This window comes from Nocardia sp. NPDC060220, from assembly GCF_042727815.1.
Lineage (GTDB): Bacteria > Actinomycetota > Actinomycetes > Mycobacteriales > Mycobacteriaceae > Nocardia.
This window is the reverse complement of record NZ_JBHWZY010000003.1, coordinates 1-26,047: the sequence shown is the minus strand read 5'-3', so window position 1 is coordinate 26,047 and position 26,047 is coordinate 1. Positions and strand designations below refer to the sequence as shown.

Genomic DNA, 26,047 nt, shown 5'->3' with positions numbered 1-26,047 from the left:
CTGCTCGGCGCCGGCCTGTCCTCCGAAGACATCGCCTACCTCCTACCCTGCGCGGAAGGCGAAACCCCCACCCTCCCCGCCTGCCCAGACCTGCTGTCCGCCATGCGAACCCGCCTGAACCGCATCGACGACCACATCGACCGCCTCACGCAATCCCGCGAAGCCCTGGCCGTCTACATCGCCGCCGCCGAACGCACCATCGGCGACACCTACCCACCCTTCGACGGATCCGAACCGACCCCCGCCTGAGCGATGGTCGTCGGCCGGATCCGGTCGGCAGACCCGACCGCCGAGTGGCTCAGGCTGTCCCCACTCGCCGCCGCAGCAGGCAGAATTCGTTGCCCTCGGGGTCGGCCAGCACGTGCCAGGTTTCGGCGCCGGTCTGTCCGATGTCGACCTTGCGGGCACCCGCACCGAGCAGACGCTCGAGTTCTTCGTCCTGATCGCGGTCGGTGGCGTTCACATCGAGGTGCATCGGCAATTTCCCCCGCCTGGGGTCGGTGCTGACGCTGAACAGCAAAGTGGGCTGCGGCCCACCGAATTCGGTTCCCGGCGCGCCGATCTGGACATCACCCTCGTCCCGATCGAGCACGACATAGCCGAGCACTTCGCACCAGAATCCCGCCAGCAGTTCCGGGTCGGCGCAATCGATGACGAGTTCGGTGATCTTGCAAGCCATGAGGCGACCCTACGCCCGCACCCGACACCTCACGCCTGATGAACACCAGCCTTGGGCCAGACCCCATCGTCCCGATGCCCCCGTATCGCCATCCCCGCCACCCACACCGTCATGTGGTCGTTCCGCCCGTCCTCCACCCTGACCGAATAATCCACAGCACTGACCCTCAGCACCCGAAATTTGGCTCAGTCGGAGAAGGCTGCTTCGAGCTCGCTGCCGATGCGTTCCTGCTCGTCCTGGTCGAGCAGGACCGGCTCGAAATTACGCGATCTGACATGGTCGATGAACTCATTGGGAACCGCGATTCCGTACTCCCGCACGAAGTATCCCCAGTATGCGGACCACACCCAGGTGCCGTCGCTCGACATCCCGGTCGGTACGCCGTGGCCCCGTGCCGGGTCGAGCGGGTCGGCCATCGACTGCGTCGTGACCAACGATTGACACTCCAGCAGGTAATGCGAAAGCGGTTCGCGGAGTTCGTCATCCAGATGTCCGACGAGATCGGCCAAACTGACTTCTGGCCAGTCGCCGATTCTCTCGCGAGGGTCCTCCGAAAAATCGGGCAGTAGCTTCACCCTTCAGCCCCCTCGCTACCGTTGCGTCGATTCCTGCAATGTCCGGGCGGCTCGCGTCCGACGTACCGACTACACCTCGAATGTCTCCGTTGTCGGCCACGTGCCGTTGCGCTGCCGACTCCACGCCGCCCTCGCGGCCACCATCGGGGCCAACGGTGTGTACGGAGTGGCTTCCAGGGTGACCTTGTCGATGGTCAGATTGAGGTCTTCGCTGGTCGGCGGGGTTGTCGCCAGCGATTCGACCGTCACCAGGTACTCGATCGTCTCCGGGTCCTGCCGGATCTGTTGGAGCGTCAGTCGATTCAGTGGGGGATAGATCTGTTCGGCTTGGATCGGAGTCCCGGTCTCGATCGCTGCGTCGTACATCTCGCCGATCGTCGTCAGTGCCAGGCTCGACTGCGTGGTGACCACTCCGGTCTCCTTGTCCACCACGTAGCTCGCCAGGCCTGGACCCGTCCTCTCCGCGATCTCCGCCGGGGTCAGAATCTCGCGGCAGATCCAGGCGTGTCGGCTCTGAAGGAGACTGAACTCCCGCGCTGGGAATATCTGAGCCAGGTAGTCCCGCACTTGTTCCGCTGTTCGCAGTTGTGGCGGCTCCATTCGCTGCTCCCTGTTGGTCAACCGTCATGAATCTGAACGAAGAGGATTGAGACAGGTCCGTCGGGGGGCAAGCCCACCGTTCGGGGCATAGAGACTTCCGGTCGGCCCAGCTGCCATTTGCGGGCATATCGTCTACATCCGGTCTGGAGGCGAATGATATTCGATTTGTAAGTCGCCGACCGGAACGCCCTGTCGAGCGAGGCTGTCGACAACTTGTTCGGTGAACCGTCGTGCTGGGCGGTAATGACTGCTCTGGTCGCTGATCAGCCGTATGCGCCCCTCCCTGGCGTCGAGCTCACCGGCGCCTGCGGCAGGTTCTCCCGCGAGGAAACTGGAGTGATGAAATTCGCCTAGCACGTGATGCGGTGAGGAGTAGAGGGTTCCGCCGCTATCCATGACGAAAATCGCCCGCCCTCCCTCCGGTGACCATAATGTACGAGCGCTGCTTGTATCGTACAACTGACCCCTTGTGTCATAGAGCAATCCATCGCGGACGGTAAGGCGATAAGCTTCCCGCTCATCGGATGTCAAGTAGGCTACCTGCTTGCCGTCCCAGACGGAATTGCCAGCTATATTCTCGTCGCGAAAATTGGATTGAATCGGGGTTGTCATATATTCGTCGGTAAATGTCTCGAAATCTTCGGCTGTCAAACGTGTTACTGTGCTGGGGTCTATTCGCGTTGCCGACAGTAACTCATCGATGACATCGCTTCGGTCGGGCTCGTGCGTGGCATCGACCAGAACGATGTCATCGCTGTCGTCCCAAAATGGGGTGAACATGCCGATGACTCTGCCGGATCTCATCTTCAACGGAATGAAGGTGCCGAATTCGGTTCCCCAGTAGAATCCGCGGGAGATTCTGCTCTCGACGTCGTTGACGCTCGACGAAATGCGTGCGATCGGTGTCGCATTCTTGAAAGCCGATATGCTGTCCTCGGGCAATCGATGATAGGGTAGCGCGGGCCATGGGCGCATACTGTCCATGCGTGCAAGAACTCGACTGACGAATTCGCGCAGCTCCGCGGGTTCTTGGCGCATCGGTATAACTGCCGGGATAGGCGAGGCGTGTGCCAGGCCATCCGACAGCACCTGATATTCCTCATCCTGAGTCATTGTGGAGAGGGGCTCGGTTACCAGCGCATACGCGATCCTGTCGACAACGCTGTCGTCGAGCTCCTTCTCGAACTGCACTGAGTACAGTATCGAATTAATGACACCCTGCCAGTGGTTCACATCGCTCCGTTCATTGTGGTGGCGCCTCGAAATGTACTTGTCCTGGAGTAATTGGGATGCCCATGTTCCTGAGTAGATTGATGGCCTGCATCGTGTGCCCGCGAGAGGGTCGGTAATGTCCGCTAGAGTCGGTGAGCATCTGGAGTTCGCCGCCGATTACCGCCAATTCTCCCGCTGCGGCAACATTTCCACCAGAAAGGAAGCTGGAATGATGGAAAAGTCCTGGCTCATGATAGTTCGATGCATATAGATTGCCATGCTCGTCCATGACGAAAATTGCGCGGCCCGCACCGCCCCATGCGGTAGTGCCCGAACTTGTATCGAACAATTTCCCGTCGGCCGTGTAGATCTTTCCATCTACGATATAGAGCCTTGTCCTTTGGCGTAAGGATTCATCCAGATACGCCACCCGTAGCGGGTGCGGCCAGACGGAATTCCCGACCTCGTGCTCCCCTCGGTAAGTGGAATTCATTTCCTGTGTTGTATAGGGCGGGCCGACGCTGTACGGAAGGTCCGAAAAATCTTGCGGTGCCGTCGATTGTCGGGGGCTGCTCTCCTCGGGAGGAGTTCTCGGCGCAGCCGACGGAGGTCGCTGAATCGGCGGGGTAGGTGGTGGCATGGCCGGAATGCTTCGACGCGGCCGCACTCCGAAGAGCTTTCGGACAATTCGTCGCATCGCTCCGGGTGAGCGCTGGTCGGGATGTGGTGCTGCTCCCCATGATTGGTGCCACTGGGGAGTCTGGGGAGTGACATCAGGATTGTTCCAGCCGGAGGAAGAGTTCGAGGCGCCTGTCGACGACATCGAACCGGGTGGGTTCGTCGGAGGAGGGGTCGATTCAGGTGCGCGATGATTCGGTGCCCGAGAGGGGATTTGGGTGCGGCTGTTCGCTGGCGTCGGAGCATGCTGGGCGTGGCTCTGATCCGGCGATGCTGTCCGAGCAGAGTTCGGATGAGGAGACGCGGCGTTGAGCGCGCTCACTGGTGAATCAGCACGGTTAGCCAGGTTCGCGGGCTGCGAGGGAAGATCCAAGGACGAATCGGTTGTGACAGGGCCCGGAGCGGTTCGTGAGGAAGTAGGCGGCGATGTCGGTACGGCCTGGTCGATTTCGTTGTTGATCCGCTGAACGTCGCTGGGCGAAAGTTCGTTCTCTGTCGCCGGGTCCAGCCCGAGCTGTTCTCGCAACATTGCGGTGAGGGTGTCGAGGTCGGCGTCGGTCGGCGTGCTGTGCGGATTCGCCTGGTCGAGATCGATGCTCATATCAGCCGCAGACGGGTCGCTGACCGGGACGAGATCGAACATCATCCAATCGCCGGACGGGAGCCGGCTTCCTCGGTTGAAGCGGAGATCGACCGCGAACTGGGCGCGTTCGATCAGCGCCTGGACGAGTGCCGGATCGAGGCTGCCGCCGCCGGATATGTGTAGGCCGATCCGGAGCATCGACACGGGCTGACTGAACGCGGTAGTGAATCTGCCCAGGGTGAAGCGGCGGTTGCCACGTGAGTCGGTGACCGGCCGAACTCCGCCATCGGGCCGTTGGCGACGCAAATTCTCGCGAGCGGCTCGCGATTGGTTCGCTTCGTGCACCTGCTGCGGTGTCGGTGACGTCTGCGGGGTCGGTCGAGGAGACTGCTCGGCGCCGGTATCGGTCGGCGGCCGCACTACCGGGTTCGTCGATGGCGCGGTCGCGGCACCTGTGCGGTCAGTCGCAGGCGGAACAGCGGCTGGACGCTGATGTGGTGCCGAATCCGGTGACGGCGCAGGGGGACTCGACGGGGAATTCGGCGGTTGATCGCTTGCGCTGCTGTGACCGCCGGATTGGCGCGGCAGGGGGTTGTTCAGGCTTGGAAGTTGCCCGCCTTGATCCAGACTCCGTCCTGCCGGTGACGAGTCATCGCTGTGCCCGCTGTTCGCACGGCCATCGCGTCCTCCTTCCCGTCCGCGACCTTCACCGAGTAGTCCGCTTTGTTGATTGTCAGGGACCGATTGAGATTGTGATCCGCCCCGCCGAACCGGTACGTCACTTCCTGGTCGGTCTCCGACTCCAGTCGGAAGACCAGATACATTGCCATAGATCGAACTCCATTCATCGATGTTCTCGCCGGTACGAGAGTGCTGCATCGCTTCCCAGTTGAAGCTCAGATTGGCGAACTGGTGAGCCTCCTGATACGGCGCCCCTGGATGGCTTTCATAATATTGCGCTTCGGCCAGCTCGTGCTCCAGCAAGACGATGTCGTCGGGAGTCGCTCGGCCGAGGGACATCCGCATCCAGGCTTCGGCGATATCGGCGTACGCGTCGTATCGCCGATATTCGATCCCTACGTCATTACCGTCGTCGTCGGTAATGCTCAGTGGATGCTCTTCTCTGAAGAGATGATCTTTGATCCGCTCCAGCTCGGCCCGATCGAATCCCACGGAGCCATCGTGGCGCTGAACGTCGGCGAGTGCTGCGACCATTCCGTCGATGTCATTGTCTGTACTGCGGATGTGGTCGTAAGCGTTGTTGGCCCAGGCATCCTGCGCCTCGGTGTCGTAGACGTTGCGTGGGCGCCTGGCGCCACCTGCCTCGACATACGATGATCGCTCTGCGGGTGAAGCGGTATCTGACGCCGGGGTGGGGTCGGCGGTCGGCGTGCCGGTAGGCGGCGGTGGAGCCAGGTTGTGATCGATTGTCGGCGCCGACACCGGCGGCGGCGTGGTGACGACGGGAGAAGCGGTCGCCGGGTTGGTATCCGGGTCGCCGGTTACCGTTCGATCGTTTCCTCGATCGGCCAGATTCCCGTTGTCCGGCTGAGCATCTCGGCCCATGCTGTCGCTTCCGAGAGCGGGCCTCCGCTCGGATGGAAGTACAGGGTTTCCTTGTTGATCGTGATCAGTTCGGCCGTTTCCGGGTTGCTCGGTTGATCCAGGTCGGTCACGTGGACTTGATACTGGACTGTCTGTGGGTCCTCGTAGGTTTTCAGCAGGTGGATTCGACGGAGTGGGGGATACACCTGGCCCCCCTGGATCGGTTGGCCCGTTTCGATCGCCTGGTCGAATTCCTCCCCGATCATGTCCGGCGGCAGGCTCCGGTGAGCTGTCACGACTCCCGTTTGTTTGTTCAGTACGTAGTTCCCCAGCCCCAAGCCCATACCCTGATCCAATTCCTCCTGGGAGAGAATCGCTTGGGCCACCCAGCCGTGTCTGGTCTCCATCATCTGGAACTTCTGGTTCGGCCCGAACACTGTGGTCAGCAGCTGGTTGGCCTGTTCCGCCGTGAGAATTGGCTCCGGCATTCTGGATACCTCCGTGTGCGTCGATGGGAATGAAGTCCAGCGCGGCCGAGCGGGCGACCATGTCGGGGGGTGGGACGTCGGAGGTGGCGCCCGACTGCGGATCCCACCATACGGGCCCTGCTGCGCCGGGCGGGTAGACAATGACTGTTGCGTGCGAGGCAAGGATCAGGGGGGAACCGTCGGCGTTGAATCGAGGATTTCCATTGCTGTCGCGTGCGTGCCAGCAGTTGATGACCAACGCAGCCGAGCCTGGACCGAGGCCGGCGATATGGTTGTGCAATTCGCGGAACTGATCTTGGATCGGTAGTCCAGGGAAATGGCTCAAACTCCGGCCGAGCCAATTTTCGGCTCGTGCGGTGCCGAATCGTTCGCCGCTGCGGTTATCTCGGGAGCCGTTCGGCAGTGGGTCGGGCCACCGTGGCGCCGAGACCTGAGGAACACCGTAGAACGACGACAACGCTGAGAGGGAACAGTCGAGGCAGTTATTGCTTCGGCCGCCCCGAGTCGGGCCGCCGTCGTTGACCGACGTGCCGTATGGGTGCGTTCGAGGGTCGGCGCCGATCGTGAATCCACTGCCGTCGCGTAGTTGGTCCTCAACTCGTTGCTGGTGAGCCGCCTGCTCGACGGGCTCGAGGCGACCCGGGGCCATAACCCGCGTGTCGGAGGGGTTGGCGAAGCGGGCCGGCGTGTTGGCTCGGGCGATGTCGTTGCTGATCGTGCGGAGGTCATCCGGACTCAGCGGGGTGTCCGGCGTGCTTCGCGGCAAGCCCATGTGTTCGCGAAGATCGTTGGACACGTCGAACTGGTGTTGCTGGGTGTTCAGGCGCAGATCGGCTGCGTTCGGGTCGGTGGTGAACTCGAGGTCGACCAGGAACTGGTCGCCGACCGACGGGGCGCGGCTGAGGAGATCCTGACCGTGGTTGAAGGCGGCATCAACCACGCTCTGGGCGTATTCCATTTCCAGGTTCAGCTCGGCTGGCGTCATCAGGTGCGCGTTCGGGATGTGGGCGCGGATGGTGGCTACCGAGACCCATCGGCTGCCGACCTGGAAGCGGCGAATTCGGTATGAGGGCCGTGGTTGGGACGGGCTCCGGTCGACGGTGGTTGTGCGGCCGTCGTGCGGCGGTTGGTTACGCAGCGCCTCGCGCAGAGGGCGGGCGTCAGGGCTGTGACCTGGGTTGGGTACCTGGCTCGTCGGAGTCGGAGTCGGAGTGGGCGTGAGGGTTTGTGGTGTTGTCCGAGTGGGGTCGGTGGTCGGGGTAGAGCCAGGTCGGCTGTCGGGACTGGTTGCTGTGTGTGTTTCAGACACTGCTGGCGGAGTTGTCGGCCTAGGCGGAGACGGGGTCTGGTCGGTTGACAGCGCAGTCTGGGTGGTCGGGGTCGAGGCGACCTGTGCTGGAGTTGTTGTGGGGGGCGATGTGGGGGTGTTCGATCTGGGCGACGGCGGTGCTGATGCTGGAATCGGGCTGATCGGGGGTGTCGGCGTGGACGTCGGAGTGGCGATGGGCGGTGTGCTGGCTGTGGTGGGAGTTGTTGTGGGCGTGGGGTTTGCGGTTTGAACTGTGGGCGTAGTCGAGGCTGTGGCCGTGGCCGTCGATACTTCTGAAGCGGTCGGCCGAGTGGTGTCGGTAGGGGTGTGGGTGGGGTTGTTCGACGGAGTTGCCGGTTGGGAGGTTGTGGACAGCGGCGAACCGGTGGTTGCGGCGGGAGTCGAAGTCGGTGATTGCTGTGTGGCCGACTCCTGCGTGGGTGTCGATGTGGTTGGTTGTTGGGTGGTCGAATCCGGCGTGTTGGTGGGGGCTGGTGTCGTGGGTTGGGGATTCGCCGGTGTCGTGGGAGTGGTGGCGGCGTGTCCGTTGTCGCTCGGAGTCGGGTTCTGTTGCCCGCTATTGGTATTCGGGGTCGTATCGGTGGGGGTGTTGGGCTGGGTCGAGGAATCCTGGGTCGGGAGGTCCAGCGACGAGCTTGTGGGGTTGGGCGTCGAGGTGTCGCCTGTGGGCGGTGTGTTCGTGGGGTTGTTCGAGGGTGAGGTGTCGCCGGTCGACGGTGTTTCGGTGGGGGCGTTGTTGTTCGGGGTCGATGGCGACTCGCCGGTCTGGGGTGTCGCGGTGGGGGTGTCGCTGTTCGGGTTCGATGGTGTGGTGTCGCCGGTCGGTGGGGTCGGATTGGACCCGTTGCCGTTCGGGCTGGACGGTGTCGTTTCGCCGGGGGAGGGGGATCCGTTGGACGAGGGTGCGGTTTGCCCGGCGTCGGTGGATCCGTTGCTGTTCGGGCTCGACGGTGTGGAGTCTCCAGTGGGCGGAGTATCGTTCGCGCCGTTGCCATTTGGGCTCGAAGGTGTGGATTCTTCCGGTGCCGAGTTGTTGGGCGAACCATTTTGTGGGGTTGCGCCGTCCTCGGTAGGAGCGGTGGATGCTGGGTTCGTTGATCCGCCGGTGTCGCCGTTGCTCGGCGTTGCCGGCGCGTTCGGGCCGGTGTTGTCGGATGCGTTCGGGCTCTGATCACCGGAGGGGGTATCGGTCCCCGCGGGCGTGGTGGACCCGGGAACGTCGGTGCCCAGATCGGGAACGGTGGGGGCCGTGCTGTTTCCACCGTGGCTACTGGATTCCAGCGCGCTCTGGACGCCACCCGCTCCAGCGCTGGTGAAGGTGTCGACGCCGACATCCAGTTTGAATTCCTGGCCGAGGAAGGCCGCGCCGACTCCTGCGGTGGCGACCTGGGCGGAGAGGTCGGCGCCCAGTTCGGTGACGGTGCCGCCGACGACCTTGCCCGCGAGTTTGCCCGCGGTAGAGGACGCGACATCGCCGAGCGCGCCGGTGCCGCCGCCGAGCAGGCCGCCTGCCGCGCCGCCGACCGCGCCGCCGAAGGTGGCCAGGCCCAGATCGGTCCAGCCGAACTTGTCGGTGGAGCGGTCGCCCTTGGCTACCTGGATCAGCCGTGCGCCGAGATCGGTGCCGCCTTCCTCGAGTGCTTCGAACGCGGCGCCGCGCAGCGCTAACCGGGCGGCCGCCTTCGCGGCGCCGCGGGTGAGCATGCGGGCGATGAGCTGCTTGATCGCCACCCGCACCGCGACCTGGGCGGCCACCCGGGCGGCCACACCGGCGACGGCGCCGACACCTGTCCACGAGGTCGCGATCGCCGCACCGATCTCCACCGCGGCGATGACCATCGTCGCGATGATCACCAGTTTGGTGTGCTCGATATCGTTGGCGCCGTCTTCGAGTAGTTCGGCCTGTTTCGCACACCACTTGCGAACAGCGGTGAAGGTCGCTTCGTCGCCCGACAGCAGCTTGTCGCGGTAAGCGGTGATGGCGGTGTGGGTTTCGCCTTCGGACAGCGCTGTCAGGGCGGCGTTCAGTGCGAGGGCGGCGTTGTCGTCGACCGTGTCGAGGGTGTTGGCCATGGCGGTCCACCCGTCGGCGACCCGGCGCATCGCCGTTTCGTCACCTTCGGGCCAATCACCCGCGCCGAGAATGTACTTGGCGACCCAGGCGAGCTCGTCGGGGATTTCGATGCCCACTACAGCGACCCCGTGGCCTTGTCGATTTCACCGGCGCGCGTCGTGTCCTGGGTCTGTAGTGCTTCGGCGACCTTGACCATGTTCTCGCCGAGTTGGGTCATCACCGTCGCCAGGCCGGTCACCGCCTTCTGGCCGGGCTCGACGCCCGGGGTGTAGTTCTTGGCGAACGACTGGCCGATCTCGTCGCTGCCCCAGCACTCACCTTCGGCCGCGATCACGGCCGCCAGCTTCTGGGCGCCGGTGGTGATCGTGTCGGCGACCGAGGTGAACGACGGCTGAGTGCCGCGCAGCGCTTGCGGGTCGGCTTTCAGCGAGCTCATCGGAGGTATCCGCGATTGCGGAAGTATTCGCCTTCTTCGTCGTCGGTGTCATCGACGAGACTGTGTGGTGAGTCCGTGACCGGTTCGGGGTCCGGTGGCGGTGGCGGGGTCAGCTGGGCGATGAGGTCTTTCATGCTGGGGGCGCCCGGGATCAGGTCGGGAAGGTCCGGCATATTCGCGCTCAGGTCCGACAAGGGGGCGAGGGCTTGCTGCTGGGTCTGGGCCGCTCGGGCGGCCACCTCGGCGATCGCCTCGGTGACCGATCGGCCGAGGGACTCCGGGGTCGACCTTCTGAAGGCATCCGGCTCGATGTGGACCTCCGAGATCCCCGCGATGGTCCCCGAGACGCGGACCAACCCGTCCGCCGACCAGGCGGTCACGAGCTGGGTGGCCTGGGACCGGGCGTCGAGTAGAGCCGACTTCTCAGCAGTGAAGGTATCGAGCATCGAATCGATCTGCGCACGTAAAGCGTTGTTCGACGCCTGTGTCGGCGCCGACCAGTCCTCGTTCATGAGACCCTCGATCTGTCGGAATGCACGTCATATGGTTGGACGCGCGAGACCCGTCGAGGGTTGCATGGTGTGACGTAGATCTCTACCGCTAGCGGGCCGGTGAGCCGACGATGATGCTGCCGACGTTGCACTCTTCGAGTTCGTCGAGGCCGGTGGCCGCGGCGAAGGCGGAGGTGTCGCTGAAGCCCTGGGCCACGACGCCGAGGTGCATGGCGGTGGCGGCCAGGTAGACGGTCTGCATGAGGACGCCGACGTGTTTGAGGATGTTGGCGTAGGCGACCTGTTCGTAGCTCCACATGACGCGGCCCGCGCGGGCCGAAACCAGCAGCAGGACTTGGGGTTGCGCGCCGCCGGCCAGCGTCGCCGAGGTGGATTTGAGGAGCTTCTGGACGGCGGGGGCGTCGGCGGGTGCGACCGGGCGCAGGGCATGGTCGGCCGAATCGTAGTGGTACATGCCGTTTTCCAGGCCGGCGACATTGCGCACCACGGGGTAGATCTCGAGTTCGTAGGCGCCGCCGCCGGAGGGGTAGGGGCGGGAGCCGTCCTCACGGGTGCGGGCGGTGCGGAACAGCAATTCGCCCAGCTGGATCGAGGTGATGGGGGCGGCGTCGTCGAAGGCGCGGGTGGAGACCCGGTCTTCGATGGTGGCGGCCAGACTCGGATCGGACACGCGCAGCGACACCAGATCCGGCGTCGCCAAAGCGACCGGCTCGCCGTCGAACGACGCGCGGCGCAAGGGCAATTCGGGGAACTGGCCGTCGGCCCAGCGGGTGGGGCCGAAATCGTCCCAGGTCACCGTGCGGGCGCCGAGGGTGCTGCGGCGGTGGAACCACAGGTCGGGGGTGTTCCAGGAGCGAGTGGTGAACTCGCGCTCCTCCTCGTCGCCGTCGACCAGGAAGCCGCACCACTGCAGGTCGGCCATGAACTGGGTCTTCACGGTGGCGGGCACCGGCGAATCGGCGGCGAGGGGGCCGTCGAGCAGGGCGAGCAGGCGCGGGTCGTGGATGCGCAGGTCGCACCAGGCCTGCGGGTGTTCGAGGACGAAGCCCTGGTTGTCGCGGTGCAGGACAGCGAATTTCGACAGGGTCGCCGACCAGGTGGGCAGGGCCACCGTGGGGCGCGGGGCGGGGTCGGCGAAGGGACGGATGCTGTAGAGGTCACGGCCGCCGTCGCGGACTGTCACCGACAGCCAGCCGCCGTCGGTGAGCTTGCGCATCAGTGCGGTGATGTCGTCACCGGCTGCCGCGGTCGCCATTTCCGCCGCGGTCGCCGGGCCCTGGTTCAGGGTTTTCAGCGCTTGCAGCGCCCCCGCGCCCAGACCGGTCAGCTTCTCGTTGCGCGGCGGATTGAGCAGCACCGCGCCGACGGGAGTCGTCAGGCAGGTGACGCCCGCGCGCAGGGCGAATCGGGTCTGGGCGGGGTAAGCGGAGGCGAGCACGGTGAAATCCTCGGGGGTAGAACCGGTCTGGGGCAGAGCCTATTTCGCGGCGGCGGCGAACGCGGGCTCGAGCTTGTCCAGCATGTACGGCACCGACAGTGCGCTGGGCTGGTTGATCGCGCTGATCTCCTGCGTGGTCAGGAACACGACCGAACCCTTGCGCACCGACGGCAGATCGGCGTAACCGGGCAGCTGCCGGTACTTCTCGTCGAGGCCGGGGGAGTAGCCGGCCAGCAGCAGGTCTGCGGTGAGCTCGTCGACCTTCTCCGGCGACAGCGCCAGGCGGCCCTGGTTGGCGGGCAGCGCGGTGAGGTTGGCCGGAATGCCCATGCCGAGTGCGGTGAACACCTTGGCCGAACCGTCGTTGGGGTCGGTGAGCACCATCAGCTGTGCGGGGCTGGCGAGCCAGGTGCTGGCGAAGGTCTTGCCCTTCAGGCCGGGGTTGGCGGTGGCGATGGCGGCGACCTTGTCGTCGACCTTCTTGATCACCGCGCTCGCGTCGGACTCCTTGTGCAGCACCTTGCCCAGCGCGGTGACCTGATCCTGCCACGGGGTGACAGCGTCCTTGGTCAGCGCGGGCAGGGTCGGGGCAACCTTGGACAGGTCGTCGTAGGTCTTCTGATCGGCGATGAACGGGTCGGCCAGGATCAGGTCCGGCTCGAGCGCCGCGACCTGCTCGGCGATATTGCCGGTGGTGTTGAGGGCGGTGGCCGCCTTCAAGGACTCCGGCGTCCACGGCGGGGTGCTCTTGGACACCGCGGAGACGTTGTCGATGTAGCCGACGGGAACCACGCCGAGGGCGAGGGAGCTGTCGAGCCACTGGTTACCCAGGGCGACGATCTTCTTCGGGGTGCCGGGGACGGTGGTCTCGCCACGGGCGTGGGTGATGGTCACCGCTTCGCCCGAGGCGGCCTCGTCCTCGCTGGAACCGCAGGCCACGACACCGAAGGCGAGGGCACCGGCGAGCGCGGCCACCGCCGCGCGCCGCCAGCCGCGCGAAGTCCGAACAGTCGTCATGGGTACACCCTCCGTAGAGCAAGTTCCAGCGTAAGTCAGCCTAGGCTAACCTACGTCGCTTTTCGGCGGGAAGCTGTGCCCTTATAGCGTGACGCGCTGGTCCTGCGGCATGAACAGCTTGTCGCCGTCCTTCACCTCGAAGGTGGTGTAGAACTCGCCGATATTGCGAACCACCTGGTTGCAGCGGAACTCGTTGGGGGAGTGGGTGTCCTGCAGCCCCTGCAGCGTCGCTTCCTCGGTCTGCTTGTCGCGCCACTGCCGCGCCCACGACAGGAACATCGTCCGGAAATCGGGCTGCTCGCCGGAGCGCTGGGCCACCTTCTGATAGGCGGCCAATGCGATCTGCAGGCCGCGCAGGTCGGCCAGGTTCTCGCCGACGGTCAGCGCGCCGTTCACGTGCTGCCCCTCGGGCGCGCCCTCGGGAACGAGCACGTCGTACTGGGCGATGATCTGCTGGGTCTTGGCGTCGAACGCCGCGAGATCCTCGGGCGTCCACCAGTCGCGACGGTTGCCGTCGCCGTCGTACTTGGAGCCCTGGTCGTCGAAGCCGTGCCCGATCTCGTGGCCGATCGTGGAACCCACCGCGCCGTAGTTGACCGCGGCCTGGGCGTCCTTGTCGAAGAACGGGGGCTGTAGGTAGGCAGCCGGGAAGACGATCTGGTTGGTGGTCGGGCTGTAGTAGGCATTCACCGTCTGCGGCGACATGCTCCACTCCATCTTGTCCACCTCGGTGCCGAGGCGGGCGAACGCGCGCTTGGACTCGAAAGTGTTGATGGCCAACAGGGATTCGATCAGCTTGCCGCGGGTGACCTGCACCGATGAGTAGTCGACCCACTTGTCGGGGTAGCCGATCTGGGCGACGATCTTGTCCAGCTTGGCGATCGAGGCGTCGCGGGTCGGCTGGGTCATCCAGGTCGAGTTGGTGAAGTTGTCGCGGTAGGCGGCGGTGAGGTCGGCCACCATCTCCAACGCACGTTCCTTGGCCGCGGGCGGGAAGTGCTTGTCCACGTACAGCTTTCCCAGCGGTTCGCCGAGATTGTCGTCGACCACACCCACCGCGGAGCGCCACATCTCCGGCTTCTCCTCGATACCGCTGAGCACCCGGCCGACGAACTCGAAGCGCGCGTCGGCGATGGCCTTGGGCAGGAAGCGCGCGTAGCTGTTGGCGACATGCAGCTTGAGGTAGTCGCGCCACTGGGCGATATCGACCTCGCCCCACAGCTGAGCGGCCGCGGTGACGAAGGACGGCTGGCCGACCACCATCTTGTCGAACAGCGACTTGGGCCGGTCGGTCATGCCCGCCAGCCACGGATCCCAATCGAACTGTGGGCCGAGCGCGGTCAGTTCCTGCCAGCTCATCAGGTTGTAGGTGGCATCGGTGTTGCGCAGGCGCACGCTGTCCCAATGCCCGGCGGCGATGCGCTTCTCCAGATCGACCGTCCGCTGCGCCACCCCGGCCGGGTCGGGCAGGCCGAGGCCCGCGGCCAGTTGCTCGAGGTAGATCTGATAGCCCGCGAGCTGGGCGGCGAACTCGGGCTTGCGGTAGTACTGCTCGCCCAGGGTGAGCCCGGATTGGCCGACGCTGGGGATATAGGCCTTGGAGTTCTTGCGGTCGATCCCGATGCCCATCCCGATCAGCCCGGCGATGGGCGCCTCGGCCATCACCTTCGCCAGCTCCGGCTTGCCCGCGGCCTTGTCGATCGCGGCGAACAGGCTGTTGAGCGGCGTGATGCCGAGTCGCTCGATCTCGTCGAGGTCCAGGCGCGCGTCGTAGAGATCCTTGATCTGCTGCGCCTCCGAGCCGTGCTTCGGATCCCTGATGCCCTCGATGATCGCGCGCAGCTGATCCAGGGTCCGGTCGTTGGCGTCGGTGATCGCGCCGACCGAGGCCTTGTCGGGCGGGAGCTGGTAATCGCGCAGCCAGGTGCCGTTGACGTGGCGGTACAGATCGTCCTGCGGGCGGATGGTGGGGTCGCCGCCGCCCAGGTCGACGCCCGTGAGCTGGATTTCGGTGGGTTCGGGCGAGCACGACGCCAGCGCGGCGGCCACGGGCACCAAGCCCATGGCGATCAGGAATGCGCGGCGGTCGACCACCGACGGACGACCGGACGATGTCACAGGACTTCCTTCCCCGATGCGGCAGCCGCACCCTGCTTGTTGCGATCCAGCTAGCTCGCACAGGCTACCGGCGCGACGCCGTCTCGGTGGAGTGGTGGCTAGGAAGACAGGCTCGAGCTGCCTGTCGCCAGGTCGCAGGCGAGTCCGCTGCCCGCGTTCACGATTCGCATGACCGTCGGCACGCGCTTGGTCACCAGCGGTGTTCCGGTGGCGTGCAGCAGCAGTGACAGCTGCACCTCGACCTCGGTTTCGACGTGGTAGAACGCCGTGGCCTTGGCGACGGTGACGCCCGCGACGTTCACCTCGAGGTCGACGGTGTCGCTGGCGAAGAACTTGCCGTTGGCGAGGAAGTCGACCTGTGCGCCGACATAGTTGTCGAGGCCGACGACGTCGATCTTGGAGGTGCAGCCGACGGTGAGCGTGTCGGTGAGCATGTCGATGACGGGGCCCGCGCTCGCGTGCGGTGCCACCATGGTGACGACGGCGGCGAACGCGGCGGCCGTGGTCGCGAGCCGGCGCCTCATCGGCAGGGTGATGTTCATGGCGGGACGTTAGCAACGGGCCGTGCGCGACGAAGCCAGTTTGAAACATATCTACTTCAGATTGGTCGACGCACCCCGATTCGGTTCGTGCTGGGGGTTCACCTACACTAGAACGGTTGCCTGCGGGAGCTATGCCCTCGCAATCCGGCAGTGAACCCCCAGTGGAAGGTATTTCCGCTGGCAGGCGCGCGTCCGGAGGGTGACTGACCATGTGCGTCGGGTCGGCAATCCGGCGTACGTATACATCCAGGTCCAGGAGGTGCTGAAGTGATTCAGCAGGAGTCGCGACTGCGCGTCGCCGACAACACCGGAGCGAAGGAAATCCTTTGCATCCGCGTGCTCGGTGGCTCGTCGCGTCGCTATGCCGGTATCGGCGACATCATCGTCGCCACCGTGAAGGACGCCATCCCCGGCGCCAACGTGAAGAAGGGCGACGTCGTCAAGGCTGTCGTCGTTCGCACGACCAAGGAGCGTCGTCGTCCGGACGGTTCCTACATCAAGTTCGACGAGAACGCTGCCGTGCTGATCAAGCCGGACAACGATCCTCGTGGCACCCGCATCTTCGGCCCGGTCGGCCGCGAGCTGCGTGACAAGCGCTTCATGAAGATCGTTTCGCTGGCCCCGGAGGTGCTCTGACTATGAAGGTGCACAAGGGTGACACCGTGCTCGTCATTTCGGGCAAGGACAAGGGCGCCAAGGGCAAGGTCATTCAGGCCTTCCCGGCGACCGGCAAGGTTCTCGTCGAAGGCGTGAACCGCATCAAGAAGCACGTCGCGGATTCCGCGAACCAGCGTGGCGCGTCCTCGGGTGGCATCGTCACCCAGGAAGCCCCCATCCAGGTTTCCAACGTGATGGTCGTCGACTCCGACGGTAACCCGACTCGCGTCGGCTACCGCACCGACGAAGAGTCCGGCAAGCGCGTCCGGATCTCCCGTAAAAACGGGAAGGACATCTGACATGACCACCTCTGAGCAGACTCAGCCCCGGCTGAAGGCGCGCTACCGCGCCGAGATCAAGGACGCGCTCAACGGCGAGTTCGAATACGCCAACGTGATGCAGATCCCCGGCGTCGTCAAGGTCGTCGTGAACATGGGTGTCGGCGACGCCGCCCGTGACGCGAAGCTGATCAACGGTGCCGTCAAGGACCTCGAGCTGATCACCGGCCAGAAGCCCGAAATCCGTAAGGCCACCAAGTCGATCGCGCAGTTCAAGCTGCGTGAGGGCATGCCGATCGGCGCGAAGGTCACCCTTCGTGGCGACCGTATGTGGGAGTTCCTGGACCGTCTCGTGTCCATCGCGCTGCCCCGTATCCGCGACTTCCGCGGCCTGTCGCCGAAGCAGTTCGACGGCAACGGCAACTACACGTTCGGCCTCAGCGAGCAGTCGATGTTCCACGAGATCGACGTGGATTCCATCGACCGCCCGCGCGGTATGGACATCACCGTGGTCACCACCGCGACCAACAACGAAGAAGGCCGCGCGCTGCTGAAGCACCTCGGCTTCCCGTTCAAGGAGAACTGAGCACATGGCTAAGAAAGCACTGCGCATCAAGGCGGAGGCCAAGCCTAAGTTCGCCGTCCGCGCGTACACCCGCTGCCAGCGTTGCGGTCGCCCGCACGCGGTCTACCGCAAGTTCGGCCTGTGCCGTATCTGCGTCCGCGAAATGGCGCACCGCGGTGAGCTTCCGGGCGTGCACAAGAGCTCCTGGTGAGCTTGCGCTCCTCGTGAGCGCACCCGCCGCCTAGGCGAAATATCGACGAAGGCACGGACTCCCGACGGGAGTCCGTGCCTTCGCCCGTTCAGTTGCAGACCCGGAGGTGGGTCAGTACCGCTAGGACGCGGCGGTGGTCGTCGGGTTCCGGCTGTAGGCCGAGCTTGACGAAGATGCTGCGGACGTGGGTTTCGATGGTGCGTTCGCCGAGGAACAGGGTGGCGCCGATCGCGCGGTTGGAGCGGCCTTCGGCCATGAGCCGCAGGACTTCTCGTTCGCGGGTGGAGAGCGCGTCGAGTGGGAGGGCGCCGTGGTGCGGTCGCGAGACCAAGCGGCCGACCAGGTCGGGATCGATCGCCGAGCCGCCCGCGGCGACCCGCTGGAGGGCCGTCACGAACTCGTCGATATCGGAAACCCGGTCTTTGAGCAGATAGCCGAGGCTGCGCGCGCCGCCCGAGAGCAGGTCGAGAACGCTCTCGGTTTCGATGTACTGCGACAGCAGCAGCACCGCCGTCTCGGGAAAGTCGCGACGGATGACTACGGCGGCATCGATGCCCTCCGTGGTGCAGGTCGGTGGCATCCGGATGTCGACGACCGCGACGTCGGGGCGGTGCGCGCGGACCAGGCCCAGCAGCGCCGCGGCATCGCCGGCTTGCCCGGTCACCTCCATGCCCTCGTCCTCGAGCAATCGGGCGATTCCCTGCCGGAGCAGCGCCGAGTCGTCGGCGAGCACCACGCGCAGGCAAGGTGCGGTCGGCGCCTGGTGGTGGCGGACCGTCGCATGTTCGGCGGTGGCGTCGGCTGCCGCGGTGAGTACCGCCCGCGCGGCGGCCGCGAACGTGCCGCAGTCCGGATAGCGGTCGCCAGGGAGCTTGGCCATCGCCCGGGCGATGACCGCGTCGAATGCCCTCGGCAGGGTGTCCAGCAGCGCGCTCGGTCGTGGAATCGGGGCGTTGAGGTGGCCGTTCAGAATCGCCGCTCGACTCGGTCCTGGATAGGGCGGGCGGCCGGTGAGCAGATGAAACAGTGTGCAGCCCAGCGAATATTCATCGGCCCGATGATCGATGGTTCGTCCTTCGATCTGTTCGGGGGCCGCGTAGCGGATGGTGGCGACCATCATCCCGGCGCTGGTGAGGTGCACGGTGTCGTCGAGCGCTTTGGCGATGCCGAAATCCGTCAGCAGCACCCGTTCGGGCTCGCCCGGCTGGTCGGGCGCGGCCAGCAGGATGTTCGACGGGTTGACATCGCGGTGGTACACACCTGTCCGATGCGCGTAGTCCAGGCCCGCCGCGACCGTTTCAGCAATGCGCACGGCCCGCTCCGGCGCTACCGGCCCGTCCCGCACCAGGCGCGCCGCATCGGTCCCCGGCACCAACTGCATCGCGATCCAGAGGCGATCGCCCTCGCGGCCACGGTCGTAGACCGCCACGATGGCGGGGTGCTCCAGCCGGGCGGCGTGGTCGGCTTCGAACTCGAATCGCGTACGGACGTAGTCGTCTGTGGTCAGCGAGGGATGCAGGATTTTGAGTGCGACGGTGCGTGGCAGTGTGGGGTGCCGAGCCGCGTAGACACAGCCCATGCCGCCTGCGCCCAGCACCTGCTCGATGGTGTAGCCCGCGAACACCGTGCCTGCTTCCAGGTCGCACCCTCTCATGCGTCACCCCCGCGAAGTGGAAGGGTGGCGGTGAGGACTGTGCCCGCGCCGGACGAGCTGTCCACCCGCAGGTGCCCACCGAGCGCCGCGGCTCGATCGCCCAAGCCACTCAGGCCGCCGCCGGGTCCGACCTGGGCTCCGCCGCGACCGTCGTCGGCGATCACGAGCCGCACGGCCTCGTCGACGATGCCGACCTGGATATCGACGTGCGTGCCGTCGGAATGTTTCGCCGCGTTGGTGACGGCCTCGGCGGCGATGAAGTACGCGGCCAGCTCCACCCCGGCCGGTGGCCTCGGAACCAGTGTGCCGTGGATCCGTACGGCGATCGGGGCGCGTTCGGCGAGTGAGGTCAGCGCCGCCGTCAGACCGCGTTCGGCGAGGATCGGTGGGAACACGCCCCTTGCCAGCTCTCGGAGCTCGCTGAGCGCGGTGTCCAGTTCGGCGGCGCCGAGCGTCACCAGATCACCCCGGGTTTCGGTGTCCGCTGTGCGCTGAGCCCGACGCAGCAGGAGGGCCGCGGCGACCAGACGTTGTTGCGCACCGTCGTGCAGATCGCGTTCGACCCGGCGTCGCTCGGCATCGCCGGCTGCCACGATGCGCTCGCGCGAGCGACGTACCTCGGCGAGCTGGGCCTGCAGATCGTTGCGCAGCCGTTCGTGATCGAGGGCGAGTTCGGTCGCGCCGCGTACAGCGGCCAGCAGTTCGGGTTCGGTCTGTAAATGCTTGTCATAGACAAGGGCGGCAGTCGGGGCGCCGTCCCGCTCGAGGATCGTCGCCACCCGGTGACCTGTGCCGTGCGGCAGTACCCTGGCGATGCCCTGGTCGTCGACGTAGCCGCGTCGCTCGGCGTCGAAGTTCCACAGTGCCAGGGTGGGATCGTGCAGTGCGCGCCGCAGTGCCTCGACGAAACCCGAACTGATCGGGGTCGCGCCGATTTCGACCATGGCGTCACCGACCGCGGTCCTGGCCATGCGATACCGGACCTGCCCGAACGCGATGGCCATCGGTAGTAGCACCATCGGGATGTAGCGCAGATTCAGCGTCCAACCGTGCAGCGAACCGGGGAATCGGATCGCGGTCAACATGAGCCACAGGACGCTCACTCCGGCGACCGTCGCGAGCACCATGATGGGGGCGAAGCCCGATCGATACGCCGCGGTGCCGGATCGCCACCGTTTGATCACGACAACGATGGCAGTGACGGCGATCAGGAAGGCGAATGCACCGACGATGAGCTGGATTCGATCGGCGAGCACCGGATCGTGGCGAATCAGCAATAGGTTGACCGAGGTCGATCGGTGCGGTGCGGGCACCTCCCGCGGATCGAAGAACATCCACTCGGCCGACACACCGAACACGGCCAGCGCCCAGCACAGCCGGACGTACCGGCGTTCCCACGGTTGACGCAGCCGACCCGACGGGAAGCCGAGTAGCACCGGAATCATCACCGGCAGATAGATATTCGTCAGGACAGCACCAGCGGTGAACAACACCGGGTCACTGGACCGGCGGACGCCACAGGCCAGCCACACCAATCCCGCCACCACGAACAGTGGACCGGCCAGCTCGTGTGGCCGCTTGGTCCAGGTGAACAGTCCCGATGCCACGAACGATGCCCCGGTCAGCAGGAACAGCACGAGCTCGACCTGCCCGAACTTCGGCGAATGCTGAGCCGCCGAGAAGGCTTCGCGCGGGCCGAGCAACAGGATTCTGGCCGGGTCGTAGAGCGCTACTTCCGACCAGTCCACCGACAACACCACGGCGACGCTCAACGCGGCGGCACTGGCCGTCACACCACCGATGAGCGCGATCGAACGAGGTGTCATCGAACAGCCTCCAACTACCCGACCTCTTCAGGATCCTCTGCCGGAAACCCGCACACAACCATCCACTCGATCCGCGCCGGGACTGAGCTGATCAGCGACCGAGTGTCCCGAGCGCAGCACAGCACAACCGTGCTCCCCCGTAGGGATCTCAGTACCTGCCCGGACGAGAAAACTGCTGTACAGAACCTATTTTTGAAGTGTGTTGCTGACTGGTGGCACGTCAACACCGCCACTATCGGGCGGCACATCTCGAGGAGAAGGTCATGACAAAGAACGTGGACAAGAAGGCAGCGCTGCGAGTTTCTGCCGCCCGTCGGCCCGCTGTGCTCGTGTTGAGTGTGGTGTTGGCCGCCATGGGGCTCGGGGCGAGCGCCGCGATGGCGAGCGCCGCGCCGAAACACGGCACGTGCACAATCGTCGCCAACCCTGAGTTGGCGGGACGCAAGACGTCCTGCCACGGTGCGAACCTGTCCGGCGAGGATCTGCGCGGTCACAACCTTTCCTTCGCCGACCTGTCCGGGGCGAACTTGTCCGGCGCGGATCTGCGTGACGTGGACCTGTTCATGACGAACTTGACCAGTGCGAACCTGACCGGTGCGAAGCTGTCCGGGGCGAACCTGGGGCTCGCGAACCTGGTCACGGCGAATCTGGAAAACGCGAATCTGACTGGCGCCGACCTGCGATTCGCCGACGTGACCCGGGCCAACTTCACCAACGCGGTCGTGAACGAAGCCTCGGGGCTGGTACCGGGCCCCAAGGGGCCGCGCGGCCAGCAGGGGGAGCGGGGTCGTGTCGGACCGGCGGGACCGGCGGGACCGCAGGGCGCGCAGGGGGAGCGTGGCCCCAGAGGGCACCAGGGGGAGCGGGGCGAGTCAGGGCCTCCGGGCCGCGACGGCTTCATGGGGTGCACGCTGCACAATCACGTCGACGCGTTCGGCAACTTCACGCACTCGGATTGCGCGGAGATCCATGTACCACCCGTGATCAATTAGGCGGGTCGAGCTGACGCCACTGTCCTCGGATCAGTCGGCGACCAGTTCTCTCGGAGGGCACGGACTACTTCAGTGAAGTCCGTGCCCTCGCGCATTTCCACGTTGTGAGCTGTCACCAGCGCTGGATGAAATATATGCATTTCACTCCAGGGGTGAGGGCTGATGTGTTCTCTTGGCGCATGAAGAAGTTCGCCACAGTCGCTGTTCTTTCCGTCGCGCTCCTCGGGGCGCCCGCTGTTGCATCCGCCGCCCCCAGCGCCGGTTCCGGGTCCGGGGGTGGGTCGGGGTCGTCGGAGACGGAGTTGATCTGTTCGCCGATCGCGCAGTTGTTGTTCGCCACGGGGAGTGTGGAGAAGCCGCCGCTCTACGACCTGCTCTGCCTGCTCAGCTGAACGGGGAGCGGTCGATTCCGCAGCTGACGCCGGCGGGCGGGAGCTGGGCGGTGAACAGGTAGTCGCGTTTGAGGTGTTCGGCGCAGGTGCTCTGGACGTACATGGAGCTGTGGCCCGCGCCTTCGATCACGACTACCTGGGCCCGGTTCAGTTGGGCCGCACCGGCTTTGGCTCCACGTAGTGGGGTGGCGGGATCGTATCGGCTGTTGAGGACGAGGATCGGGGCGGCGGTTTCGCGGTTCCACGGGCCGGTGTAGCGGTCCCGGTCCTCGGCCTGCCAGAAGGCGCAGGGGGTGGCGTTGAAGACGGCGATCCGGCCGAAGTAGCGGGACTGGAGGTCTTCGGCGGCGGCCACCCGGCTGTAGACGGCGGGGTCGGTGGGGACGGTGCTGTCGGAGCATTGGATGGTGTAGAAGGCCTCGACGCGATTGGCGGGGTGGTTCTCCGCGAAGAGGGCGTCGGGGACTCTGGCGGGCAGGACGGTTGCCGCGTCGAAGAGGTTCTGGAGCAGGATCGCCAGGTCGGGGTAGGTGTCGGGGCGGGAGAGACTGCCCGCGGCGCTCACGATCTGGGAAAAGGTCCACGGCGTGCCCGCGACCGTGATCGGCGCGAGGCGGGCTCGCTCGGCCAGCGCGATCCACTTGAGTTTCGGATCGCCCGCGGCGAACGCGCAGCGTGGACCCGCGGCGGAGCAGTCGCGCAGGAAGGTGTCGAAGGTTTCGGCGATGCCGGCGGCCACGCCCTGGCGGGTGTCGAGCGGCAGATTCACGCCGTCGGCGCCGTGGCCGTTCACATTGCCCTCGAAGTCGAGAGAACCGTCGAACGCCATCGCGCGGACCCGGCCGGGGAACATGTTGGCGTAAACCGCGCCGACCTGGGTGCCATAGGAGATGCCGTGGTAGGTCAGCGCCTCATCGCCCACCGCGCGGCGCAGTAGGTCCAGGTCGCGGGCGGTGTTGGCGGTGGAGGCGTGGCGCAGGATCGGCCCCGCGTGCTGCGCGCAGCGGGTCGCGATATCGGCCGAGGCGGCGAAGAACGCGGGCTCGTCGCCCGGATCGGTCGGAGTGCCGGGGAAGGAACCGAGGTACGCGGTCTGCTCATCGGCGCTCCGGAAGCACTGCGTGCCCGCGCTGCGCGAGACCGCGCGCGGATCCCAGGAGACCAGGTCGAAGCGGGCGCGCAGTTCGTCGGAGAACAGCCACGGCCAGCGGGCCCGTTCGCGCAAGCGGTCGACGCCGGAGGGGCCGGGCCCACCGAAGTTGACGAACAACGTGCCGATGCGGCGTGCGGGATCGGACGCGGGCAACTTGATGACAGCCAGGTCGATCTGCGTGGCCTGCGGGCTGTTGTAGTCCATCGGCACCTGAGCCAGCGCACATTCGAACCCGTCCGCGCAGGACTCCCACGCCAGCGTCGGGGTGGCGGCACCCTCGGCGAGCTGGTCGACGTAGGGATCGGCCGAAGCGCGCGCGGGCGTGACGAGCGCGCCGATCCCGAGCAGTACGGCGAGCAGATAAGCCGAGCCCCGGCGGCGTGCACAGTGGGAAGACAACGGCCGAGCCTCCTGCGCGGTTCCGACGAACCACGCGAAGCTACCACATTCGTGAGCGGCGCTTACTAACGCAAAGTGGTTGGTATCGAACACAATTCGATCGACGATGCAGATCGGACGGCATCGCCGCAGGTCGTCGGGTTCCTTCGCGCGGCTGTGGATGTGGTCGTCCACAGAATTGTCCTCGGATTTCTGGGTTACCGCGGCATTACCGGCTCCTCATAATTCTGTGTCTTTCCCGAGAATGTGATCTCCCTGCTGGTCGGCAATTAATTTCGTGGCTACTGTCGGGGTCGTTGCGTGACAATGCAGCGAGCAGATGGGTGTCAATGTCGATCCCTTGCCGAGTGAATGCAGAGGATGTGAGTTCGTGACCCCGACCACAGCAAACAAGCCACGTGACGTGGCCCACCGGGTGTCTCTGCGTGGAATTCCGGCCGGCGCGATGCCGATGGTCGCGTTTCTTTCTATTTTGGCCGGATTTATCGGAGCGGCCGCTTATACGCATTCCGCCGGATATTTCGTGACATTTATGACCGGTAATACCGAGCGCGCCGTTCTCGGCTGGTTCGACAACGATCAGCTGCTGGCCACCGGGGCGATCACGCTGCTTTTCTCGTTCGGCCTCGGTGTGTTCGTGGCCTCGCTGCTGCGACGGCGGCTGTGGCGGCGCGGTCACTACGGCGCGTCCGTGGTGACCACCGTGGCGCTCGCCGTGGCCGCGGTGGTCGACTTCGCCCTCGACCGCACCGGCGGGCAGGAGGTGGGGTTCATCCCGATCGCGTTCGTCGCGTTCGCGGTGGGCGCGCTCAACACCGCGTTCGTCAAGAACGGCGAGACCAGCGTTCCGCTCAGCTATGCCACCGGAACGGTCGTGAAACTGAGCCAGGGCATCGAAAGCCATGTCAGCGGGGGGAGTGCGCGCGATTGGCTCGGCTACGGCATGCAGTACGCGGCGTTCGCCGTCGGCGCCCTGCTCGGCGGCTTGATGAGCACGGTGGTGGGTGGTGAGATGATGCTGATCGTCGCCGCCGGTGTCTCGGCCGTGGCGATCCTGATCACCTACAAGACGGGTGGGAGGGCGGGCCACACCGCCGCGTGACGGAGATCGCCCCGGTCCGTCGGCCCCCGAGTTTGGTCCTGACCACGGCGTTGCCTACACTAGAGCGGTTGCCTGGGCAGATCTGTGTCCGCTGCGCGCTTGCGCGCGAGTGGGACCGTGCCAGGCGCCGAGAGCTCGCAAGAGAACTCATCCGGTCGGTAAGTGCCGACCGGACCAGCCGAATTGTTGTAGGCCCACGGTCGACCGCGTGAGAGTGCGGGAGATGTTGCATGGGAACCGCAGCGAGAAAGGTGTCGAGGTCTAACCATGACCATGACTGATCCGATCGCAGACTTCTTGACGCGTCTGCGCAACGCCAACTCGGCGTACCACGATCAGGTGAAGGCGCCCCACTCGAAGATCAAGGTGAACATCGCCGAGATCCTCAAGCGTGAGGGCTACATCGCCGATTACCGCACCGAAGACGCGACCGTTGGCAAGGCCATCGTCGTCGATCTGAAGTACGGCCCCAGCCGTGAGCGCAGCCTGCAGGGCCTGCGTCGCGTCTCGAAGCCGGGTCTGCGTGTGTACGCGAAGTCCACCAATCTGCCCAAGGTCCTCGGCGGCCTCGGCGTGGCGATTATTTCCACGTCGACCGGTCTGCTCACCGACCGTCAGGCGGCCAAGCAGGGCGTCGGGGGCGAAGTCCTCGCCTACGTCTGGTAAGGGAGGTCAGGACTAATGTCGCGTATTGGTAAGAAGCCCATCGAGATTCCGGCCGGCGTCGACGTCAACATCGACGGCCAGGTTGTCACGGTCAAGGGGCCCAAGGGCACCCTCTCGCACACCGTGGCCGAGCCCATCATCGTCACCAAGGGTGAAGGTAATGAGCTCGAGGTTGCTCGTCCCAACGACGAGCGCGCGAACCGTTCGCTGCACGGCCTTTCCCGCACCCTGATCGCCAACATGATCGAGGGTGTCACCAAGGGCTACGAGAAGAAGATGGAAATCTTCGGCGTCGGTTACCGCGTTCAGGCCAAGGGTTCGAACC

The 26,047-nt window shown here is 65.5% G+C and carries 28 protein-coding genes and 2 pseudogenes; 14 read left to right on the top strand and 16 right to left on the bottom strand.

From position 1 onward, the window contains the following. A pseudogene (locus tag ACFWF3_RS00470) lies at positions 1 to 249 on the top strand (MerR family transcriptional regulator); the annotation flags it as partial. Between the two features lie 49 nt (positions 250 to 298). On the opposite strand, the gene ACFWF3_RS00465 reads toward ACFWF3_RS00470, so the two are convergent. The 7 genes and pseudogenes from ACFWF3_RS00465 to ACFWF3_RS00435 form a co-directional block, all read right to left on the bottom strand. Further along, entirely contained in the window at positions 299 to 679 is a 381-nt protein-coding gene (locus tag ACFWF3_RS00465) for a VOC family protein (RefSeq protein ID WP_379311875.1), read from the bottom strand. Positions 680 to 864: 185 nt separating this feature from the next. Further along, positions 865 to 1,254, bottom strand: a complete 390-nt coding sequence (locus tag ACFWF3_RS00460) for a hypothetical protein (RefSeq protein WP_379311874.1) — start codon at positions 1,252 to 1,254, stop codon at positions 865 to 867. A gap of 69 nt (positions 1,255 to 1,323) precedes the next feature. Then, on the bottom strand, positions 1,324 to 1,665 hold the full coding sequence (locus ACFWF3_RS00455) for a hypothetical protein (protein WP_379311873.1): 342 nt from the start codon (positions 1,663 to 1,665) through the stop codon (positions 1,324 to 1,326). 321 nt (positions 1,666 to 1,986) lie between these two features. Beyond that, entirely contained in the window at positions 1,987 to 3,045 is a 1,059-nt protein-coding gene (locus ACFWF3_RS00450; RefSeq protein WP_379311872.1) for a hypothetical protein, read from the bottom strand. Between the two features lie 52 nt (positions 3,046 to 3,097). Continuing rightward, the gene (locus ACFWF3_RS00445; protein WP_379311881.1) at positions 3,098 to 5,893 is read right to left on the bottom strand and encodes a hypothetical protein; all 2,796 of its coding nucleotides are present in this window, start codon (positions 5,891 to 5,893) and stop codon (positions 3,098 to 3,100) included. Then, positions 5,830 to 6,360, bottom strand: coding sequence for a hypothetical protein (locus tag ACFWF3_RS00440; protein ID WP_379311880.1), 531 nt, complete (start codon positions 6,358 to 6,360; stop codon positions 5,830 to 5,832). Before ACFWF3_RS00440 ends, ACFWF3_RS00445 begins: the two co-directional genes overlap by 64 nt. 100 nt (positions 6,361 to 6,460) lie before the next feature. Next, a pseudogene (locus tag ACFWF3_RS00435) lies at positions 6,461 to 7,009 on the bottom strand (toxin glutamine deamidase domain-containing protein); the annotation flags it as partial. Here ACFWF3_RS00435 and ACFWF3_RS00430 point away from each other — a divergent pair. From ACFWF3_RS00430 to ACFWF3_RS00415, 4 genes are all read left to right on the top strand, one after another. Further along, positions 6,947 to 7,429, top strand: a complete 483-nt coding sequence (locus ACFWF3_RS00430; RefSeq protein WP_379311879.1) for a hypothetical protein — start codon at positions 6,947 to 6,949, stop codon at positions 7,427 to 7,429. The pseudogene ACFWF3_RS00435 and the gene ACFWF3_RS00430 overlap by 63 nt on opposite strands. Positions 7,430 to 7,922: 493 nt before the next feature. Further along, positions 7,923 to 8,861: a hypothetical protein gene (locus tag ACFWF3_RS00425; RefSeq protein WP_379311878.1), complete on the top strand. Its 939-nt coding sequence runs from the start codon at positions 7,923 to 7,925 to the stop codon at positions 8,859 to 8,861. A 92-nt stretch (positions 8,862 to 8,953) separates the two neighbouring features. Continuing rightward, positions 8,954 to 9,358: a hypothetical protein gene (locus ACFWF3_RS00420; RefSeq protein ID WP_379311877.1), complete on the top strand. Its 405-nt coding sequence runs from the start codon at positions 8,954 to 8,956 to the stop codon at positions 9,356 to 9,358. Between the two features lie 43 nt (positions 9,359 to 9,401). Further along, positions 9,402 to 9,662: a hypothetical protein gene (locus ACFWF3_RS00415; RefSeq protein ID WP_379311876.1), complete on the top strand. Its 261-nt coding sequence runs from the start codon at positions 9,402 to 9,404 to the stop codon at positions 9,660 to 9,662. Between the two features lie 217 nt (positions 9,663 to 9,879). Here ACFWF3_RS00415 and ACFWF3_RS00410 read toward each other — a convergent pair whose 3' ends face one another. The 6 genes from ACFWF3_RS00410 to ACFWF3_RS00385 all read right to left on the bottom strand — a co-directional run bounded on the left by ACFWF3_RS00410 (position 9,880) and on the right by ACFWF3_RS00385 (position 15,827). Continuing rightward, a complete protein-coding gene (locus ACFWF3_RS00410) occupies positions 9,880 to 10,200 on the bottom strand; it encodes a hypothetical protein (protein WP_378656646.1) in 321 nt (106 codons plus the stop codon). After that, positions 10,197 to 10,712, bottom strand: a complete 516-nt coding sequence (locus ACFWF3_RS00405; RefSeq protein WP_379311871.1) for a YbaB/EbfC family nucleoid-associated protein — start codon at positions 10,710 to 10,712, stop codon at positions 10,197 to 10,199. Before ACFWF3_RS00405 ends, ACFWF3_RS00410 begins: the two co-directional genes overlap by 4 nt. Before the next feature lie 88 nt (positions 10,713 to 10,800). Next, positions 10,801 to 12,150 carry a SagB family peptide dehydrogenase gene (locus ACFWF3_RS00400; protein ID WP_379311870.1) on the bottom strand — a complete coding sequence of 450 codons (1,350 nt, stop codon included), beginning with the start codon at positions 12,148 to 12,150 and terminating at the stop codon, positions 10,801 to 10,803. A 39-nt stretch (positions 12,151 to 12,189) separates the two neighbouring features. Further along, positions 12,190 to 13,167 (bottom strand): ABC transporter substrate-binding protein, encoded by a 978-nt coding sequence (locus ACFWF3_RS00395; RefSeq protein WP_378993657.1) that lies wholly within the window; start codon positions 13,165 to 13,167, stop codon positions 12,190 to 12,192. A gap of 81 nt (positions 13,168 to 13,248) precedes the next feature. After that, positions 13,249 to 15,285 (bottom strand): M13 family metallopeptidase, encoded by a 2,037-nt coding sequence (locus tag ACFWF3_RS00390; protein ID WP_379311869.1) that lies wholly within the window; start codon positions 15,283 to 15,285, stop codon positions 13,249 to 13,251. Positions 15,286 to 15,383: 98 nt separating this feature from the next. Continuing rightward, positions 15,384 to 15,827, bottom strand: coding sequence for a hypothetical protein (locus ACFWF3_RS00385; RefSeq protein ID WP_378993655.1), 444 nt, complete (start codon positions 15,825 to 15,827; stop codon positions 15,384 to 15,386). Positions 15,828 to 16,094: 267 nt separating this feature from the next. Between ACFWF3_RS00385 and rplN the strand changes: the two genes are divergently transcribed. The 4 genes from rplN to ACFWF3_RS00365 are packed head-to-tail and all read left to right on the top strand — an operon-like array spanning position 16,095 to position 17,538. Continuing rightward, positions 16,095 to 16,463, top strand: coding sequence for a 50S ribosomal protein L14 (gene rplN / locus ACFWF3_RS00380; RefSeq protein ID WP_056818394.1), 369 nt, complete (start codon positions 16,095 to 16,097; stop codon positions 16,461 to 16,463). Positions 16,464 to 16,465: 2 nt separating this feature from the next. Further along, positions 16,466 to 16,783, top strand: a complete 318-nt coding sequence (gene rplX, locus ACFWF3_RS00375) for a 50S ribosomal protein L24 (RefSeq protein ID WP_056818391.1) — start codon at positions 16,466 to 16,468, stop codon at positions 16,781 to 16,783. A gap of 1 nt (position 16,784) precedes the next feature. Next, positions 16,785 to 17,348 (top strand): 50S ribosomal protein L5, encoded by a 564-nt coding sequence (gene rplE / locus ACFWF3_RS00370; protein ID WP_056818389.1) that lies wholly within the window; start codon positions 16,785 to 16,787, stop codon positions 17,346 to 17,348. Positions 17,349 to 17,352: 4 nt separating this feature from the next. Then, positions 17,353 to 17,538: a type Z 30S ribosomal protein S14 gene (locus ACFWF3_RS00365; protein WP_056818387.1), complete on the top strand. Its 186-nt coding sequence runs from the start codon at positions 17,353 to 17,355 to the stop codon at positions 17,536 to 17,538. An 88-nt stretch (positions 17,539 to 17,626) separates the two neighbouring features. Here the strand turns inward: ACFWF3_RS00365 and ACFWF3_RS00360 are convergent, their stop codons facing one another. After that, positions 17,627 to 19,192 (bottom strand): protein kinase, encoded by a 1,566-nt coding sequence (locus ACFWF3_RS00360; protein WP_379311868.1) that lies wholly within the window; start codon positions 19,190 to 19,192, stop codon positions 17,627 to 17,629. Next, positions 19,189 to 21,018, bottom strand: coding sequence for a sensor histidine kinase (locus ACFWF3_RS00355; RefSeq protein ID WP_379311867.1), 1,830 nt, complete (start codon positions 21,016 to 21,018; stop codon positions 19,189 to 19,191). Before ACFWF3_RS00355 ends, ACFWF3_RS00360 begins: the two co-directional genes overlap by 4 nt. Positions 21,019 to 21,281: 263 nt before the next feature. On the opposite strand from ACFWF3_RS00355, the gene ACFWF3_RS00350 reads away from it, so the two are divergent. Further along, a complete protein-coding gene (locus ACFWF3_RS00350; RefSeq protein WP_379311866.1) occupies positions 21,282 to 22,010 on the top strand; it encodes a pentapeptide repeat-containing protein in 729 nt (242 codons plus the stop codon). A gap of 179 nt (positions 22,011 to 22,189) precedes the next feature. Next, positions 22,190 to 22,402, top strand: a complete 213-nt coding sequence (locus ACFWF3_RS00345; RefSeq protein WP_378632256.1) for a hypothetical protein — start codon at positions 22,190 to 22,192, stop codon at positions 22,400 to 22,402. Here ACFWF3_RS00345 and ACFWF3_RS00340 read toward each other — a convergent pair. Beyond that, a complete protein-coding gene (locus ACFWF3_RS00340; RefSeq protein WP_379311865.1) occupies positions 22,395 to 23,954 on the bottom strand; it encodes an alpha/beta hydrolase in 1,560 nt (519 codons plus the stop codon). The genes ACFWF3_RS00345 and ACFWF3_RS00340 overlap by 8 nt on opposite strands. 370 nt (positions 23,955 to 24,324) lie before the next feature. Between ACFWF3_RS00340 and ACFWF3_RS00335 the strand changes: the two genes are divergently transcribed. From ACFWF3_RS00335 to ACFWF3_RS00325, 3 genes are all read left to right on the top strand, one after another. Continuing rightward, on the top strand, positions 24,325 to 25,056 hold the full coding sequence (locus ACFWF3_RS00335) for a YoaK family protein (RefSeq protein ID WP_379311864.1): 732 nt from the start codon (positions 24,325 to 24,327) through the stop codon (positions 25,054 to 25,056). Positions 25,057 to 25,323: 267 nt separating this feature from the next. Next, complete coding sequence (gene rpsH / locus ACFWF3_RS00330; RefSeq protein WP_056818383.1) at positions 25,324 to 25,722, top strand: 30S ribosomal protein S8; 399 nt, start codon at positions 25,324 to 25,326, stop codon at positions 25,720 to 25,722. A gap of 15 nt (positions 25,723 to 25,737) precedes the next feature. After that, positions 25,738 to 26,047: 50S ribosomal protein L6 (locus tag ACFWF3_RS00325; RefSeq protein WP_379311863.1), on the top strand; the 310-nt coding region annotated here is incomplete at its 3' end.

Excerpts from the sequence above, each read along its gene's own strand:
- ACFWF3_RS00445 (WP_379311881.1), bottom strand. The coding sequence starts at position 5,893 with ATGGGCCGAGATGCTCAGCCGGACAACGGGAATCTGGCCGATCGAGGA.
- ACFWF3_RS00410 (WP_378656646.1), bottom strand. The coding sequence starts at position 10,200 with ATGAGCTCGCTGAAAGCCGACCCGCAAGCGCTGCGCGGCACTCAGCCG.
- ACFWF3_RS00365 (WP_056818387.1), top strand. The coding sequence starts at position 17,353 with ATGGCTAAGAAAGCACTGCGCATCAAGGCGGAGGCCAAGCCTAAGTTC.
- rplE (WP_056818389.1), top strand. The coding sequence starts at position 16,785 with ATGACCACCTCTGAGCAGACTCAGCCCCGGCTGAAGGCGCGCTACCGC.
- rplX (WP_056818391.1), top strand. The coding sequence starts at position 16,466 with ATGAAGGTGCACAAGGGTGACACCGTGCTCGTCATTTCGGGCAAGGAC.
- rpsH (WP_056818383.1), top strand. The coding sequence starts at position 25,324 with ATGACCATGACTGATCCGATCGCAGACTTCTTGACGCGTCTGCGCAAC.
- ACFWF3_RS00350 (WP_379311866.1), top strand. The coding sequence starts at position 21,282 with ATGACAAAGAACGTGGACAAGAAGGCAGCGCTGCGAGTTTCTGCCGCC.
- ACFWF3_RS00355 (WP_379311867.1), bottom strand. The coding sequence starts at position 21,018 with ATGACACCTCGTTCGATCGCGCTCATCGGTGGTGTGACGGCCAGTGCC.
- ACFWF3_RS00465 (WP_379311875.1), bottom strand. The coding sequence starts at position 679 with ATGGCTTGCAAGATCACCGAACTCGTCATCGATTGCGCCGACCCGGAA.
- ACFWF3_RS00415 (WP_379311876.1), top strand. The coding sequence starts at position 9,402 with ATGAGCTGCTTGATCGCCACCCGCACCGCGACCTGGGCGGCCACCCGG.
- ACFWF3_RS00345 (WP_378632256.1), top strand. The coding sequence starts at position 22,190 with ATGAAGAAGTTCGCCACAGTCGCTGTTCTTTCCGTCGCGCTCCTCGGG.
- ACFWF3_RS00405 (WP_379311871.1), bottom strand. The coding sequence starts at position 10,712 with ATGAACGAGGACTGGTCGGCGCCGACACAGGCGTCGAACAACGCTTTA.
- ACFWF3_RS00395 (WP_378993657.1), bottom strand. The coding sequence starts at position 13,167 with ATGACGACTGTTCGGACTTCGCGCGGCTGGCGGCGCGCGGCGGTGGCC.
- ACFWF3_RS00440 (WP_379311880.1), bottom strand. The coding sequence starts at position 6,360 with ATGCCGGAGCCAATTCTCACGGCGGAACAGGCCAACCAGCTGCTGACC.
- ACFWF3_RS00360 (WP_379311868.1), bottom strand. The coding sequence starts at position 19,192 with ATGAGAGGGTGCGACCTGGAAGCAGGCACGGTGTTCGCGGGCTACACC.
- ACFWF3_RS00385 (WP_378993655.1), bottom strand. The coding sequence starts at position 15,827 with ATGAACATCACCCTGCCGATGAGGCGCCGGCTCGCGACCACGGCCGCC.